This is a genomic window from Brakhagea baltica (assembly GCF_052161605.1).
Classification (GTDB): domain Bacteria; phylum Planctomycetota; class Planctomycetia; order Pirellulales; family Pirellulaceae; genus JBKCUI01.
On the sequence record NZ_CP197409.1, the window covers coordinates 5070087 to 5087570 of the forward strand.

General features: G+C 53.9%; 12 protein-coding genes. 11 read left to right on the forward strand and 1 reads right to left on the reverse strand.

Translation table 11 applies throughout. The features are described 5' to 3' along the window. The 11 genes from SH449x_RS19530 (at position 1) to SH449x_RS19580 (ending at position 16362) form a co-directional block, all read left to right on the forward strand. Positions 1–1020 carry a redoxin domain-containing protein gene (locus SH449x_RS19530; RefSeq protein WP_482377758.1) on the forward strand — a complete coding sequence of 340 codons (1020 nt, stop codon included), beginning with the start codon at positions 1–3 and terminating at the stop codon, positions 1018–1020. 257 nt (positions 1021–1277) lie between these two features. Further along, a complete protein-coding gene (locus tag SH449x_RS19535) occupies positions 1278–2618 on the forward strand; it encodes a sulfatase family protein (protein WP_482377759.1) in 1341 nt (446 codons plus the stop codon). A gap of 74 nt (positions 2619–2692) precedes the next feature. Beyond that, entirely contained in the window at positions 2693–4144 is a 1452-nt protein-coding gene (locus SH449x_RS19540; protein WP_482377760.1) for an arylsulfatase, read from the forward strand. A gap of 68 nt (positions 4145–4212) precedes the next feature. Further along, entirely contained in the window at positions 4213–5736 is a 1524-nt protein-coding gene (locus SH449x_RS19545) for a sulfatase family protein (RefSeq protein ID WP_482377761.1), read from the forward strand. Between the two features lie 6 nt (positions 5737–5742). Next, positions 5743–7164, forward strand: coding sequence for a sulfatase (locus SH449x_RS19550; protein WP_482377762.1), 1422 nt, complete (start codon positions 5743–5745; stop codon positions 7162–7164). 26 nt (positions 7165–7190) lie between these two features. Beyond that, entirely contained in the window at positions 7191–8687 is a 1497-nt protein-coding gene (locus SH449x_RS19555) for a sulfatase family protein (RefSeq protein WP_482377763.1), read from the forward strand. A 184-nt stretch (positions 8688–8871) separates the two neighbouring features. Beyond that, entirely contained in the window at positions 8872–10371 is a 1500-nt protein-coding gene (locus tag SH449x_RS19560; protein ID WP_482377764.1) for a sulfatase, read from the forward strand. Positions 10372–10375: 4 nt separating this feature from the next. Continuing rightward, positions 10376–12019 carry a sulfatase family protein gene (locus SH449x_RS19565; RefSeq protein ID WP_482377765.1) on the forward strand — a complete coding sequence of 548 codons (1644 nt, stop codon included), beginning with the start codon at positions 10376–10378 and terminating at the stop codon, positions 12017–12019. Between the two features lie 96 nt (positions 12020–12115). After that, entirely contained in the window at positions 12116–13690 is a 1575-nt protein-coding gene (locus SH449x_RS19570) for a sulfatase family protein (RefSeq protein WP_482377766.1), read from the forward strand. A 142-nt stretch (positions 13691–13832) separates the two neighbouring features. Then, on the forward strand, positions 13833–15092 hold the full coding sequence (locus SH449x_RS19575) for a M20 metallopeptidase family protein (protein WP_482377767.1): 1260 nt from the start codon (positions 13833–13835) through the stop codon (positions 15090–15092). 76 nt (positions 15093–15168) lie between these two features. Next, a complete protein-coding gene (locus SH449x_RS19580) occupies positions 15169–16362 on the forward strand; it encodes a carboxylate-amine ligase (protein ID WP_482377768.1) in 1194 nt (397 codons plus the stop codon). A gap of 121 nt (positions 16363–16483) precedes the next feature. Here SH449x_RS19580 and SH449x_RS19585 read toward each other — a convergent pair whose 3' ends face one another. After that, entirely contained in the window at positions 16484–17473 is a 990-nt protein-coding gene (locus SH449x_RS19585; RefSeq protein WP_482377769.1) for an Acg family FMN-binding oxidoreductase, read from the reverse strand. Between the last annotated feature and the right edge of the window lie 11 nt (positions 17474–17484).

Sequence of the window (17484 nt, forward strand, 5' to 3'; positions counted from 1 at the left end):
ATGAAACGTTTAGCTATGTACGGAGTCATGTTGACGGCGTTCTTGATTCAGGGCGCTTGGAATCAAGCTCAAGAGCCCCAGATTGCAGGTGATCCGAAGGACACCCAACCGTTGCAAGTCGGTGCGGTGGTTCCCGATGTGGAAATCACAGGAATGGACGGTAGATCCGTCAAGCTTTCGTCTCTGTATCGTGATAAGCCGTTGGTGCTAGTCTTTTTTCGGGGCGGTTGGTGTCCCATCTGCACTAGGCACACCCAAGAGCTAATCAAGATTTATCCGGAGATTCAGAAGCACGGCGCAGAGATGATCGGTATCAGCCCCGACAACCCCGCGAACTCCAAGAGCAACCATGAAAAGAATAGCGTGCCGTTTGCGTTCTACTCCGATGCACAAGTCGTGACGAGTTCCGCTTTTGGTCTGACGTTTCGTGTCGATGACCAGACGGTTGTGAAGTACAAGGGGTTCGGAATTGATCTAGAGAAAGCGTCGGGATTTCAGCATCATGCACTCCCGATCCCCGCGATCTTTATTGTGGATCAACAGGGCCGTGTCGTTTTCGCACATAGCAACCCCGACTATCGCGAACGACTCGATCCACGGAAAATCCTTGTCGCATTGGAGGAACTGCCCGGTGATACCCAAGATGACTCACAAAAGTTACCTGCTGAGCCAAAAGCCAACCAAGAAAAGTTGACGATTCTGTGGACCAGCGGAGACCCCGAGGTCGCTCATCGCATGGTTTTGATGTACGCAAAAGCTGCCAAGAGCAATCAATGGTTTGATGATGTTCGTTTAATCATTTGGGGTCCGAGTGCGCGATTGGTCGCTGCCGACAAAGAGATTCAAGCGAAGCTAAAAGAGATGAAGCAGATTGGCATGGTCGTTGAGGCATGCGTGGTATGCGCTGACTCTTATGGGGTCTCGGATCGCTTGCGTGAATTGGGGATTGAGGTTAAGCCGATGGGGAAACCTCTTTCCAATACTATACGCGAAAAAGACTCACATATTATAACGTTCTAAGATCACCCTGCGCAGCGAAAAGTGACATCTTCGCGATCATAAATCCCCAAACCATCTCAGCCACTGGCGCTCGCTTTCTCCAAGCAAATTTTCGTGTCGTCAGGGTAGCCCTAAATGGTCAGTACGATTCAAGTACGTGAGAAGGCCAAGCGGCATGATTTGGCACCTCAGCGGCCCAGCGACCTATAGAGTCTGCTATACTTGATCGTTTGATCACCTGGGAACGCACACGCCCCGTGGATACAAACCTAATTCTTATGAAATACTTCCTCTCTCTGCTGATAGCACTCTGCAGCCAGGGTTGTGCTCCGGCCATGGCGGCTCAGAGGCCGAACATCGTACTGATCTTTACTGATGATCACGGGTACGGAGATGTCTCGACGTATCATGAGTCTGATGTTCGCACACCGCACATCGACAGCATCGCAGCTGAAGGAATATTATTTACCGCGATGCGAGCCAACTGCACGGTTTGTTCGCCATCGCGAGCGGCTTTACTCACAGGGCGTTACGCCGATCGTGTCGGCGTGCCGGGAGTCATTCGCACGCACTCAGAGAACTCGTGGGGATATTTTGACCCAACGGTTCCGACGATTGCGGATGAGTTGCGTACCGCTGGCTATCACACGGCGATCGTCGGCAAATGGCATCTGGGACTCGAATCGCCGAACACGCCAAATGAGCGAGGCTTCGATTGGTTTCACGGCTTCCTCGGTGACATGATGGACAGCTATACAACTCATCTGCGGCACGATAACAACTACATGCGCCGCAATACCAATGTCATCGAACCCATCGGTCATGCGACCGATCTATTTTCGGATTGGGCCGTTGACTATCTGGACGAGCGAGCGAAGAAGCCCGAGCAGCCATTCTTTTTATACCTTGCCTACAACGCGCCGCATTTCCCGATCGAACCGCCCGCTAACTGGCTTGCCAAAGTCCAATCGCGAGCCCCGCAACTTGCTGAAAAGCGAGCGAAGAACGTGGCCTTCGTCGAGCATCTGGACGACGGTATTGGTCGAGTGCTTCGGAAATTGCAAGAGACCGGGCTGGATCAAAGCACTCTGGTTGTGTTTACGGCAGACAACGGCGGTTCCTTGCCACATGCTCAAAACAACGATCCATGGCGGGATGGCAAGCAGAGTCATTACGACGGTGGCTTGCGAGTCCCGTTCATGGCCCGCTGGCCAGGACACATTACACCCGGATCAAATTGTGATTACCAGGGATTGAACTTCGATCTATTTCCGACCTTTATTGAACTGGCTGGAGGAAAAACCGCCACCGATCTTGACGCTGTGAGCCTCGTCCCGTTGTTCAGCGGTAAAGCGATCGATACCCCGCGCGACCTTTATTTCACTCGTCGTGAAGGAGGTCCGGCCTATGGGGGCAAGAGCTACGAAGCCATGATCCGTGGAGATTGGAAGCTGTTGCAAAACGACCCATATAGCCCACTCGAGCTCTACAACTTGAAAGACGATCCGCACGAGGAACACAATCTGGCTGCGACGAACAAAAAGACATTCAACGAACTGGCGGCAGCTTTGAGGCTTCACATTCAACGGGGCGGAGCCACACCCTGGCAGAAACCTTGACAAATATCTAACGACTGGATTCGAGCGAAAGCCACCGCTTTGTGCATCACTCAAAACCTCATCGGGAACATCCTATGAAACACTTCCATCCGCACTTCATGCGAGTTCACTGCACGAAAATTAGATTCTTTTCGCTAGCCGTCATGCTGATGATGGTCGGACTTTTCTGCGACCGCATCGCTGCTGCCGAACGGCCAAATCTGATCTGGATCATGGCAGATGACCTCGGCTATGCCGAAGTTGGATGCTACGGCCAGCAGGTCATCACGACGCCCCATATTGATCGCATGGCAAGGGAAGGTATGCGGTTCACGCATTTTTACGCTGGGGCAACCGTGTGCGCGCCATCCCGCAGCGCATTGATGACAGGATTGCACCACGGACATACTCGAGTGCGAGGAAATGCGGGCCGGACCAATCCCGCTGCACAGGCCCTCCAGCCAGGCGATGTCACCGTGGCCGGTGTGTTGCAGAATGCGGGCTATAAAACAGGGTTGATTGGTAAGTGGGGCTTGGGGAACGTTGGTGCCGCCGAAAGTGGACTGCCTCGCAAACACGGCTTTGATTACTTCTTCGGTTACTTGAGCCAACATCATGCTCATAATCACTTCCCTGATTTTTTGTGGCGTAACGAAGAGCGAGTCAAGCTGCCTAACGTCGTGACCCCTGTTGGCGAAGAAGGTGGAGGCTACGCGACCGAAGCCTTTCAATACGCTGACGATCTCTTTGCAGATGATGCGATTAGATTTGTATCGGAAAACAAATCGAGTCCTTTCTTTCTTTATTGGAGCATGATCGTTCCACACGCCAACAATGAACGCAGCCGAGTTCTCGGTGATGGTGCCCATGTGCCTAATTACGGCCCCTACGCTGACAAAGATTGGCCGAACCCGGACAAGGGGCAAGCCGCCATGATTACGCGATTGGACAGCTACGTGGGTCGAATGCTCGATCATTTGCAGGAATTGGGAATCGCTGAAAACACTTTAGTCATCTTCACCAGCGACAACGGGCCTCACAACGAAAGCAAACACGATCTCACCCGCTTCAATCCTGCTGGCCCCTATTCTGGTATTAAACGCAGCCTGACCGATGGCGGCATTCGAGTTCCCTTCATCGCATGGTGGCCTGGAAAAATTCAAGAGGGTGCGGAATCTGCTCATGTCGGCTATTTTCCGGATTGGATGCCAACGGCCTCCGAGCTTGCTGGTGCGACGATCCCTGAGATGACGGACGGAATCAGCCTTGTGCCGGTACTGATGGGTAATCTCGAAGCACAGAAGCGGCACGAGTTTCTCTACTGGGAGTTCCACGAGGGCGGATTCAAGCAAGCCGCATTGTACGACGGGCGTTGGAAAGGAATCCGTAGCGGCGGGCCGGATGTTCCCATTAAATTGTTCGACCAACACACGGATGCCGCAGAGCAACAGAACATCGTAAAGCAGTATCCAGAGATCGCAAGAAAGATTGAAGCGTATTTAGAGACGGCTCGCTCGCCACTGCCTGAGTGGGAGCCTAAATGGTAAACCGATAATAATAAATCGTAGTCGCAGTATGGTCGCCCTTTAGCTAACCCCTTGCAATGGCCTCCCCCATGAAGAACCTTTTCGCTCTCGTTTTCCTGCTCTCGATGGTTGTCAAAGTCCATGCCTTTGAGCGACCGAATGTGATTGTCATCCTGGCGGACGATCTTGGTTATGGTGATGTATCATGCTATGGAGCTAAAGACATCGCGACACCCGCAATCGATCAACTCGCCAGCGAAGGTCGGCGATTCACCAGCGGCTATTGCTCCGCATCGACTTGCACGCCGACGCGATGGTCCTTCCTGACCGGTACGTATGCCTTTCGTAAGCCGGGTACCGGCATCGCCCCCCCCAATGGCCCCGCGCTCATCAAACCCGGCACAGAAACACTTCCAGGCATTTTAAAGCGAGCTGGTTACACGACGGCGGTCATTGGCAAGTGGCATCTCGGCCTGGGAGAAGTGGCTCCCGACTGGAACGGCGAGCTCAAACCAGGTCCGCTCGACATCGGTTTCGATCATTGCTTTCTGCTACCGACCACAAACGATCGCGTGCCTCAAGTCTATGTTGAAGACCGTCGAGTCAAAAATCTTGATCCAGCCGATCCGTTATGGGTGGGAAGCGAAAAACCTTCCGACGATCATCCGACCGGGATCAGCCATCGAGACACGCTTAAGATGGATTGGTCGCATGGTCATAATCAGACCATTCACAATGGTATCAGCCGCATTGGCTTTTACACCGGAGGCATGAAGGCAAGATTCCGCGACGAAGATCTGGCTGATGCTTGGGTTGACCAGTCGACTCGCTGGATAGAAGCGAACAAAGATCGTCCGTTCTTCCTCTTCTTTGCGTCGCAGGATATCCACGTTCCTCGGATCGCACATGAACGCTTTCAAGGCAAGTCAAAGCTCGGTCCTCGCGGTGACTGCATCGTGCAGTTGGACTGGTGCGTTAGCGAGCTAACAAAAACACTCGATCGACTTGGTCTTACAGACAACACGCTGATTGTGTTCTGCTCCGATAACGGTCCCGTACTCGACGACGGTTACAAAGACGATGCGGTCGAGAAGTTAGGTACACATCAACCGGCAGGTCCCTATCGCGGTGGCAAGTACAGCGTCTGGGAAGGCGGCACGCGCACGCCGTTCATCACCCGCTGGCCTGGTCGGATTCCGCCGAGTGTCTCTGACGAAGTGGTTTGTACAATCGATCTGGCGGCAAGTTTGGCGGAACTAACCGGTCAGAGTCTCGCGAATGACGTTTGTCTGGACAGCCAGAATTTACTAGGTGCTTTTCTGGGGGAGTCGGGAGCCAAAGGGCGAGATCATCTGTTGCAGCAAAATAATGATGGCAGCAACCTTGGATTGCGTGCAGGTGATTGGAAGCTGGTGCGAATGAATCAGCGAAGGAAGTCGCAAGCGACGGTTGCCGTGAATCCTCCGGCCGATCCAACGATTCCATTTACGCTTTATCATTTACCGACCGATCCAGGCGAACGTACTGATGTTTCCGAGAAGTATCCTGAGGAATTCAAACGCTTGCGTGAACTGATGGATCGCCTGGTCACCAACGGAAGGTCACGAGAGTAAAGAACTATGATCATTTCTTCGTTGCTGAGTGTCTTTTGCCTGCTGTTTGCCTCCGAGCGACCGAACGTGCTGTTCATTTCGATCGATGATCTGCGTACGGACCTCGGTGCCTATGGTGCTGCTCACGCTAAAACACCAGAACTCGATGCATTCGCGAGTACGGCTCGAGTCTTTACTCATCATTACGTTCAAGTGCCGACTTGCGGTGCGTCTCGATGCGCATTGTGGCGAGGCCGATATCCAACGGAACCTGCTCACGTCGGCAATAATGCCATCAAGCAAACGCATCTCGAATGGGGCGCGCAGAGTTTGCCGGCTGTGTTTCGGGGGGCGGGTTACCAAACGCTGGCGGTCGGTAAGCTCACACATTATCCTGGCGGTCTGACAGGAAAGAATTGGGCCGTTGGACCCGAAGAGTTACCGGGAGCCTGGGATCGAACCTGGATTCCCGATGGTCCCTGGAAATCGCCTGAAGCGATCATGCATGGGTATGCTGGCGGTGTAGCAAGAACACCAGGGAAATCGCCACCTTGGGAATCGCAGGACGGTCCTGACCATTTGTATCCAGATGCTTGGGTAGCTGATGATGCCATTAAGACACTGCGCGAGCTTTCGTCAAACGACAAGTCATGGTTTCTCGCCATTGGTTTCTTCAAGCCGCATTTGCCATTTGCTGCACCGAAGAAATGGCACGACTTGCATGCGGCTGGTGTTCCCGATTTGAAACCCGAGGCGGCATTAAGACCAACCTGGCCTTCGGGATGGCATCCTAGCGGTGAGTTTCGTGGCAACTACGGTCATGAATCAGGTCGCGATCCAAATACCGATACAGAGTACGCACGTCAGTTGCGTCGGGCCTACGCGGCAAGCGTGAGCTATATGGACGCTCAAGTAGGCCGCGTGCTCGACGAATTGCGACAGCTTGAGCTTGAAAACGATACGATTGTTGTCGTATGGAGCGATCATGGGTTTTTGCTCGGAGAACACGCGATCTGGGGGAAGCACTGTCTTTACGAACACGCATTGAGATCGCCGTTGATGATTCGACATCCAGGTATAACTCAACCAGGTGAGTCGAGTCACGCCATTGTCGAGACCGTCGACATTTTTCCCACGCTGGCTGAATTGTGCGAACTGTCCTTACCAAGTAACTTGGACGGTCACAGCCTGCGACCACAGTTGATGGATCCGATTGTACCCAGCTCAAAATCAGCAAATGGCTTCTGGAGTGGTGGTCAGCGTACCGTGCGTACTGATCGTTGGCGGCTGATCGCGTCCCCCCAGAAAGGCTTAGACGAACCAATTATCGAGTTGTTTGACTACGAAACGGATCCCGACGAGACTCGCAATCACGCGGAGGCTAATCCCGATGTCGTTGCGGAGCTCGTGAAGGTCGCTTTTCGTTCTGCAAAAGGGGACCAACAGTGACGACGACCAATTATCAGGATACCACAATGAATCGCTGCCAGATTCTAACACTTTCGGTTGTTATCCTTAACGTCCTCATTGGGCTAACTTGCAGTACATGCTTTGCCGCCGATGATCGTCCCAACATCGTGCTTATCGTTGCCGACGATATGGGCTACGCAGACATGGGAACCCAGGGTGCAATGGGTTTCAAGACGCCGCACTTGGATCGCATGGCGGCGGAGGGGACTCGTTTCACTCATTTTTATGTGCCCCAATCTGTCTGCACCGCTTCGAGAGCAGGCTTTCTTTCTGGTTGCTATCCGAATCGCATTGGATTGCAGGGGGCCTTGAATCACACCAGCCGAGGCGGTATTCATGAGGACGAGTGGCTGCTCCCCGAGATGCTTAAGGAAAAAGGCTACGCCACGGCGGGCATAGGTAAGTGGCACTTAGGTACGCGGATGAAATTTCACCCCATGCGCCATGGCTTCGATGAATGGCTGGGTATTCCTTACTCGAACGATAACACGAAGTATCACCCATCGCTTGCAGCCGAAATGCCACCTCTGCCATTTTATGATGGCGAACAAATCATTGAGCTGGATCCGGACCAATCGCAGTTCACGCGGCGATTCACCGACCGAGCCGTGCAGTTCATCGAGAGGAGTCGTGACAAACCCTTCTTTCTGTATATTCCTCACGTCATGCCGCACGTGCCGATCTTTGCATCGGAGCAGTTCCTGGGGCGTTCGCAGCTTGGACTCTTTGGGGATGTTATGGAAGAACTGGATTGGTCGGTCGGCGAGGTGCTCGCTACGCTCGAGCGACTGAAAATAGCCGAAAACACGCTGGTCATCTTCTTCTCGGACAACGGGCCATTCCTTTCCTACGGTGAGCATGCGGGGAGTGCCGCTCCGCTCAGGGAAGGTAAGCTCACAACTTTCGAGGGCGGGGTTCGCGTCCCCTGCATCATGTGGTGGCCAGGAAAAGTGACTGCCGGTCGAGTCGCTACTGAGCCGTTGATGGCTATCGATTTGCTGCCAACTTTGACGGAATTGGTGGGAGGCATGCCCGCTACCAAGAAAATCGACGGTCGATCGTTTAAGCCGCTACTGTTAGACGAGAAGGGTGCTACCGGTCCGCATGAAGCCTTGTTCTTCTACTCGGGCACTGCGCTTCAGGCAGTGCGCAGCGGCAAGTGGAAGTTGCATTTCGCACATCCCTACATCACGCCCGCTGGTGAGCCGGGAAAGGGAGGAAAGCCGTCCAATTTCGGTAAGCTCGCTCCCACCAGTATCACGCAGTCTGGCGTCGAAGGCATTGCCACGCGTCACGGCTATCGCATCGAGCAGCTTGAACTATCACTTTATAATTTGGAAGCTGATCCTGGTGAAAACACGAACATCGCCGCGCAGCACGCTGACGTTGTGCAGAGGCTCAGCAAATTAGCTGACCTCATGCGTGCCGATCTCGGCGACTCGCTTACGGAAACACAAGGTAGCGGACTTCGCGAACCTGGAAACGACGATACGGCCCAATGAGATCATGCAGGGCAAGCGGCACGAGTCATTGGGCTGTCGTGGGATTCGCCAGAATTCCATTTATACGTTTGAAGATCTGATGGCTTCCATTATGTCGGGGCGTTCTCATCTGCCGATCGCCCGTGCCAGATGATCGCCATTCACTCCCCGAATGGCCACCATCCCTTAACCCTTATCGATCCCCATGATTAAATTCATCCTGGTTTCTACCCTAAGCTTGTTCGCGTTTTTCTACAGCAAATTAGACGCTGCTGACCATGCACGCCCTAACATCGTCTTTATTCTCGCTGACGATTTAGGTCAGCGCGATTTGGGTTGTTATGGCAGTGCGTTTTACGACACGCCACACTTGGACCAATTAGCAAAGGACGGCGCACTGTTTACGGATGCCTATGCAGCTTGCCCGGTCTGCTCGCCGACTCGAGCTAGCATCCTTTCGGGACAGTGGCCGCAGCGGACTGGCATTACAGACTATATCGGCGCACCGATGACACCTGAACAATGGAAACGAAACACAAAGTCGTTACCCGCGCCTTACAGCGATCGTCTCGCTCTGGACACACCCACCCTGGCCAAAGCGATGAAGGGCGCGGGCTACGCGACGTTCTTTGCCGGCAAGTGGCATCTTGGGCCGGAAGGTTGGTGGCCAGAGAATCAAGGCTTCGACATCAACATGGGCGGCATCGATCGCGGTGGACCGTACGGAGGTAACAAATACTTTTCGCCCTATGGCAATCCACGCTTATCGGATGGACCAGAAGGTGAGCATCTACCCGACCGCCTCGCAACAGAAACAAACAAGTTCATCGAAGCTAATAAAGATAATCCCTTCTTCGCGTACCTTTCTTTCTATTCCGTTCACACACCTCTAATAGGCCGCGACGATTTGATTCGAAAATACGAAGAGAAACGCGAGCGGCTTGGTTTGCAGGAAGCATGGGGTACCGAAGACCCTCGCGATGTCCGCTTGGTGCAGGATCACGCCGTCTATGCGGCGATGGTTGAAGCGATGGATTTGGCCGTTGGCAAAGTTCTGGCCAAACTCGACGAACTCGGGCTGCGCGACAATACGCTGGTCATCTTCACCAGTGATAACGGCGGACTGTCGACGAGCGAAGGCTGGCCTACTTCTAACCTGCCACTGCGTGGCGGTAAGGGTTGGATGTACGAAGGTGGCATTCGCGAACCTCTGCTCGTACGCTGGCCGCAGATCGTGCAAGATGGTAGCGTCATGAGCACGCCAGTTAGCAGTCCAGATTTTTTTCCGACGCTTCTCGAAGCCTCTGGCACCAAGCCGCAACCCAACCAGACGATCGATGGGTTGAGCCTGATACCTGTATTCAAGGGAAACACGCTGCCCGAACGTGCTCTCTTCTGGCACTATCCGCATTATGGCAATCAAGGCGGTGCCCCCAGTGCCGCCATTCGCCGAGGCGATTGGAAGTTGATCGAGTGGCAGGAAGATGGCCGCACAGAACTTTTTAATTTGGCGAATGACCTGGGTGAACAAAACGATCTTGCGGCAAGCGAACCGCAACGTGCGACGCAACTGCATGAAGAATTGCAGGCATGGCAAAAGCTAGTTGGTGCGAAGTTCCCGATTGCCAATCCGAATTACGATTCCACCAAACCCAACGGTCGTGAAGCAAAGCGACCCGGTAAACAAACAGGGACAAAGAGGTAAAATCATGCATCGACACATAGGATCGCCTTTCACTCCGCGAAAGCCAATCAGCTCGGTAACCCTCATCGTCCTGTGGATGCTCTACGTCACTACGACTGCCGCCGCAGCCGATCGGCCGAACATTTTGTTTTGCTTTGCTGATGACTGGGGCCGTCATGCGAGCGCGTATGGAAAGCTCGACGGTTCGGGCAGTATCAACGACGTCGTTCAAACCCCGAACTTCGATCGTGTTGCCGGAGAGGGGGTTTTGTTTCGAAGCGCGTTTGTGTCCGCACCAAGCTGTACACCTTGCCGGAGTGCTCTGCTCTCGGGGCAGCATTTTTGGCGTACGGGTCGAGCGGCGATTCTACAAGGGGCAGTTTGGGATGGATCGAATCCCGCCTATCCATTGTTGCTGCGCGAGGCGGGCTATCACATTGGTGAAACCTATAAAGTGTGGAGTCCCGGCACTCCCAATGACGCGCCTTATGGTGCGGGTCGTCATGCTTACGAAAAAGCGGGTGGTAAATTCAACCAGTTCTCGCAAAACGTTACCGCCATGGTGAAGCAAGGAAGGACGATCGATGAAGCCAAAGAGGCTTTGTACGATGAGGTTCGTGGTAACTTTGAGGCCTTCATTGCCGATCGAAAACCGGGGCAACCGTTCTGTTATTGGTTCGGTCCGACGAATGTGCATCGCACATGGATCAAGGGATCGGGCAAGGAATTTTGGGGTATCGATCCCGATTCTTTGAAAGGCAAGCTACCACCGTTTCTGCCAGACGTTCCCGAAGTGCGAGAGGATCTAGCGGATTACTTCGGCGAAATTCAATCGTTCGACGCGGCGCTTGGAATTCTACTCAGCAAGCTTGAGGCTATCGGCGAACTCGACAACACGCTTGTCGTTGTCAGCGGCGATCACGGTGCGCCTGGCTTTCCGCACGGCAAGTGCAACCTGTACGATTTTGGTTCAGGCGTACCATTGGCGATTCGTGGAGCTGGTACCGTAGGGGGCCGAGTCGTCGATGACTTGATCACCTTGCCCGACCTAGCACCGACGTTTCTTGAACTTGGCGGCGTGAAAATCCCCGATGCGATGACCGGTCGCAGTTTAACAACGCTTCTTACCTCCACGAAAACCGGACAAATCGATCCCACCCGAGAAGCTGTGTTTATCGGCCGCGAGCGGCATGTCGAAAACGCTCGCGCAGATTACGCCCCGTATCCTCAGCGGGCGATTCGCACTCATGACTATCTCTACATCGTCAACTTTCGACCAGACCGCTGGCCGCTGGGTGATCCGTATCGACTCGACGGCGACAACCCGCCTAGCGAAGTTGAGCTGACCGAAGCGACGCGATCGACGTTACCGGACGAGGACGCTGGACCAACGAAAGCATGGCTCGTCGGCGTACGCAACGAACCCCAATGGAAAAACCACTTCGAATGGGTCTACGGCAAACGGCCCCGCGAAGAGTTGTATGATCTACGTACAGACCCGCATCAAACAAAAAACATCGCCGACGATCCTGCCTACGCGAAACAACGCGGTGAGTTGGAAGAGCGACTCATGAACGAACTTCGACGCACCGGGGATCCACGCCTAGTAGACGATGGCAAGTTTTTCGAAACACCACCGATGTCTGGTCCAGTCGCTACAGAAAAATAATCGTCCGAAAAGATAGTGATGGTTACCTTGCGCGTTGGTCACCTCTCGCTCCGCGAAAAACGACTAACCAATCCTCACACCAATTGGAAACCTAACATGATTCGACTCCTCTCAGTTCCCTTCCTTCTCTTGCTTGTGGTCTGTCATGCTTGTACAGCACAAGCGAATCCACCCAACATTCTATTTGCCATCGCCGACGACTGGGGGTTGCATGCGGGGGCGTATGGTACACCATGGGTTACGACGCCTGCCTTTGACCGAATTGCGAGGGAAGGACTCCTGTTCCGCAACGCTTATACGCCCATGGCAAAGTGCGCACCATCGCGGGCGATCCTGCTGACAGGACGCCATCTGTGGCAGAACGAAGAAGCGGGAAATCACATGGCGGTGTTTCCTCCCAAGCTTAAGAGTTGGCCCGAAGTGTTGATGGAAAAGGGCTGGCACATGGGAATCACTGGCAAAGGCTGGGGACCGGGCATCGCCAATGATACCGACGGCAAGCCACGTCTCATCACCGGCCAACGCTTTGACAAACGCAAGACCGAGCCTCCCACTAAGGCCATGAGCAATCTCGACTACGCCGCGAACTTTACCGACTTCCTCGATGCCACTCCAGAGAATTCCCCTTGGTGTTTCTGGTATGGTTGCTTCGAGCCACATCGCGCGTATGAGTTCCAAGCTGGCGTCAACAAAGGGGGCAAGAAGCTGACTGATATCGATCGAGTTCCTGCGTATTGGCCTGATGACGAGATCGTCCGTCACGACATGCTCGATTATGCATTTGAAGTCGAGCACGCAGACCGCCATCTCGGGCTTATGGTTGCCGAATTGGAAAAACGCGGGCTACTCGATAACACGCTCATCATTGTCACCAGCGACCATGGCATGCCCTTTCCTCGCGTCAAAGGCTACGCCTATCACGACTCTAACCATGTTCCACTCGCTATTCGTTTTCCTGCTGGCATGAAGTCTACGGGCCGTGTCATCGACGACTTCGTGGATTTCACCGACCTCGCGCCGACGCTGCTCGATTACGCAGGTATCTCGGGACCGGATAGTGGCATGATGCCCATCACCGGCCAGAGCTGGCGGCCTATCCTCGAAAGCGATCTCGCCGGACAGGTCCTAGCCGAGCGCGACCATGTGTTGATCGGTAAGGAACGGACCGATGTCGGGCGACCGCACAACTGGGGCTATCCCATTCGGGGCATCGTCACCGCACAGCATCTGTATCTACGCAATTACGAACCGACACGTTGGCCCGCTGGTAATCCCGAAACCGGTTACCTCGACACCGATGGCAGTCCGACCAAGTCGCTTATCCTCGAACGCGGTCGCAAGGACCGGAACGACTTGTTCTGGCGTCTCAATTTCGGAATGCGTCCCGCTGACGAACTGTACGACCTGCGCGTCGACCGCGACTGTGCTCGCAACCTCGCTACGGACCACTCGCAGGCAGATCTAGTGGCAACGCTTCGCCAACGGATGGAAGACTTGCTCAAAACTCAGGGGGACCCTCGCATGTTCGGGCACGGCCACATCTTCGATGACTACAAACCGACGGCAGGTGACGGCTTCTACGAAAAATTCCAGTCCGGCGAAAAGGTCGATGCAGGTTGGGTCAACCCCACCGATTTCGAAAAGATCCCCATCACCCCGGGTGTAAGATGAATAACCATCGTAGACCGCTGCTCTCTTGGGCAAGACGCCAGCAACCAAGCCTATACGCAAACGGTTACGTTCTAGTATGCATTCGCCAACACCGTTAAACTACGGTGCTAGAAAGTGACATTTCCCACACCAGTATCATTGAATGCACCAGTTTCCATCCGGGCAGAAGACGAATTCAGAAGTTCCTCAAGCGATCAATGCGGTCGGTGCTTCGTTGCTGCCGATGATGCGAAAAATCCGACGGCAGATGCACGCCCACCCCGAACTATCGATGCAGGAACTAGAGACAACTCGCTTTCTGCAACAGAAACTGGAATCGCTAGGGTTTCAACCGAAATCGACACCGCGGGCTGTTGGTTTGACCTTTGACTGGGAGACAGGACCGGGAGCAGATCGGCGGATTGGTTTGCGAGCCGATATCGACGCTCTTCCGATTCAAACCGTTTCGACCACCGATTACGCAAGTCAGGTTTCTGGCGTTATGCATGCGTGTGGCCACGACGCCCACTCTGCGATGCTGATCGGTGCTTCTTGTATTCTCAAGTCGCTTCACGAACAGGGTTTGTTCGATGAACCGGTCGCTATCCGTGGGATTTTGCAACCCGCAGAAGAGACTAGCGAGGGAGCATCTTACATGCTCGAAAACGGCGCTGCTGATGATCTGGCTGCGGCGATGGCGTTACACGTCGACCCGAATCTGCAGAGCGGGTATGTGGCGAGCCGCTGTGGTCCGTTCACTGCGGGCTGCGACGCCATCGAAGTCACCGTGCGCGGTCGCTCGGGTCATAGCGCTCGCCCCTACCAAGCGATCGATGCCTTGCACGCCGCCAGCAGTTGGTTGCAACAGGCCTATGCACGTTTGCCGCGAATTCATGACTGCCGTGAACCATCCGTTTTCGCACTGGGGACTTTCCATGCGGGGGTAGCTTCGAACGTCGTCGCTGACACGGCCGTGCTAACCGGTACGCTTCGCACCGTTAGTGACTCGGTGCGACTCCAACTCTTGGATGCACTCAACTCCGTGTCGACCAGCATCGAAGCTGGGTTCGGTTGTCGAATCGATCTTAAGGTAAGTGCATTTACACCGAGTATGCAAAACGACCCGAGGATCACAGAAACCGCGATGCGGGCCGCTCGGCAATTGTTGGGGGATAACGCGGTAGAAACCATCCCGCTGCCTAGTATGGGGGCGGAGGACTTTGCCTTCTTTTGTCGCAAGATTCCTTGTTGCATGTTTCGACTGGGGACTGCTGGCCAACGGCATGCTGCCACCAGCGACCATAGCAGCCCGCTTCATTCTCCCGACTTCGATATCGACGAAGATGCGTTGGTCGTTGGTGCCAAGCTGTTGGCTACTTGCGCGATCGAATTCTCGTACAATAAGGAATTGTTCGACGAGTGAGCAGCAGTTCGAATGGCGACTATGTCTGCGAAGGGAAGTTAGGAACGGCTAGGCTGTGCATCCCGGAGCAGTGCGGATGCGAACGAGACAGCACGGTCAACAGGATTCACTTCCACGGCGGGATTTACCGGGAACCTTATTGTTAGGAACAACGTTTGTGAGCTACACCTTTCGGATACCAACCATCGGCGTTGAAGAGGAGTATCAGCTAGTCGACGGCGAAACAGGTGTTCTGAAGCCGACCGGAAACGCAGTGTTAAAACAGGCCATTGGTATCGAGCACTCGACCATTCAAAACGAGTTGCATTTAGAGCAAATTGAGATGGCATCCGAGGTCCTGAACTCAACTCAGGCTGTTCGCAATTGCCTTATCGAATCGCGAACCGCTCTCATGCATGCTGCCCGCCAGAACGAGTCCGTTTTGGTAGCAGCGGGCACCAATCCGATGACTCTGCCCGAACACGGACAGATCACCCCCAAACCTCGATATTTGGAGGTGGCGCAGCAGTATCAGTTACTCGCCAGAGACTTGTTGATATTTGGATGCCATGTGCACGTCCACATGCCGGACAAAGAGGTAGGCGTCCAAGTCATGAATTTTACGCGAGGTTGGTTACCTCTTCTGCAAGCCATGTCCGCGAACTCTCCATTCTGGCAAGGCGAAGACACGGGTTACGCCAGCTATCGACGCGAGATGTGGGTCCAGTGGCCGATGAGCGGCATTCCAGGGTGGTTCGATGATTTGACGGACTATCAGCAGTGCATTCAAGGGCTCGTGCAAGCGGAAGCGATCGACGACGAAACCAAGATCTACTGGGACTTGCGGTTGCCAGCCCGCGTTCCGACCATCGAATTTCGTGTCTTCGATGTCCAGACAGAGATTGAAGATTGTGTCGCCCTAGTCGCGATCACTCGCGCGTTGGTCATGCGTTGCGAGGCAGGACTGAGGGCGGGTGAGAGACCGCCACGTATCCGCCGCGAGTTGTTACGTTCGGCGATTTGGCGGGCAGCTCGTTATGGTTTGTCGGAGCGGCTCATCGATCCGCAAGCCAGTTCGCTCATTGACGCCTTCGAGCACCTCCAGCAACTGCTTCAATTCATCAAGGAACCACTCGCTGAACTGGGGGACACGGAGTTGGTCGCCGCCTACGTACAACGACTTCGCGAACAGGGCACGCCAGCTGACCGGCAGCGTCGGGCCTACCTGAGCAGCGAAAGCAGACTGCGAAGTGTCATCGATTACATGGTAGCACGCACCCTGCCAAGATAAGTTTAAAATCAGCGGTAAGAAATTAGATTGATGACTGAGAAGAGATGATGAAGACGTAAATGTGAGCTGATTCTACGTCGAGGAGTATCCTGATGCTAAATCCGGTCCTTGTTCAGCCATCTTACTCAACCAATACTTCTGCAAGACTTCTTCTTGGAGTCCGGTGCTTTTCAGCTTCGGCAAAACCCAATCGAAACGGAAGCTGTGGGAACAAATGAGGATCAGGTTGCAGTTTAGCCACTTCCTGCTTGGTCTCTTCCACTTGCACAATCTGACTCATTGGCTGGCACCAGATACCGAAGGACGCCACCATCAAAGAGAGTCGTTGATAAATTTGTCCAACTCTAATCTGCGTTGCTCGGCTATTGTCGTTGGAACTGATGAGCCCTAACACTGGCGAAGACATTAAAACGGCTGAATCCTTCTTTGCCGTTGAAGCACCCATGTTGATGTGTGTTACTGCCAACTTACCAATCTTGGACATCAACCACGAAGTCCCAAAGACTCCCTGCCCAATCCAGTAACCGAGTTCCTCGCGGAATGCTGGGTCAGCAAACTCGATAGCGTCGGCATGCACTACAAGCGCATCGACTTTCTGCTTGATCAAATGGTCGCTGGTCAGTTGGACGTGAATATTCGGCTCGGTACAGCATCCATAGAGTAGTTCCAAGACATCTTCCGGGATTGGGCGACCATCATATTCACCGTGGTTAGTATGTCGGACGGGAATCATCGGGAACAACCTGCTATCTCGTTCAGTAACAGCAGCCATGAATTCAACCGACGCAGCGTGCAATGGGGTGGATGAATCTGGCAAATACTCGACTTTGTGCCGTAACCCAAAGTGGTCAGCAGCGACAAGTAAATTTTCCACGCAGCATCCCACACTGATGTGCAGTTCTCGCTGATCTTTATCGCAAACTCTCAGCCATCTTGTTTCGTCCAAGAAGAGGTCAATGCGGTTGCCGTCAATTCGGAACTTCCAAGGTTGCGTGTTGTGGCTCGATGGTGCCAAGACGGCATACTGAAGCAGAAATCGCAGCCGGTCGGAAATCGAACCATTGACCGGGAAGAGGTGTTCGTCAAGCTTCCAAGGATCGGTGTTTGTCATAATATGTTTCT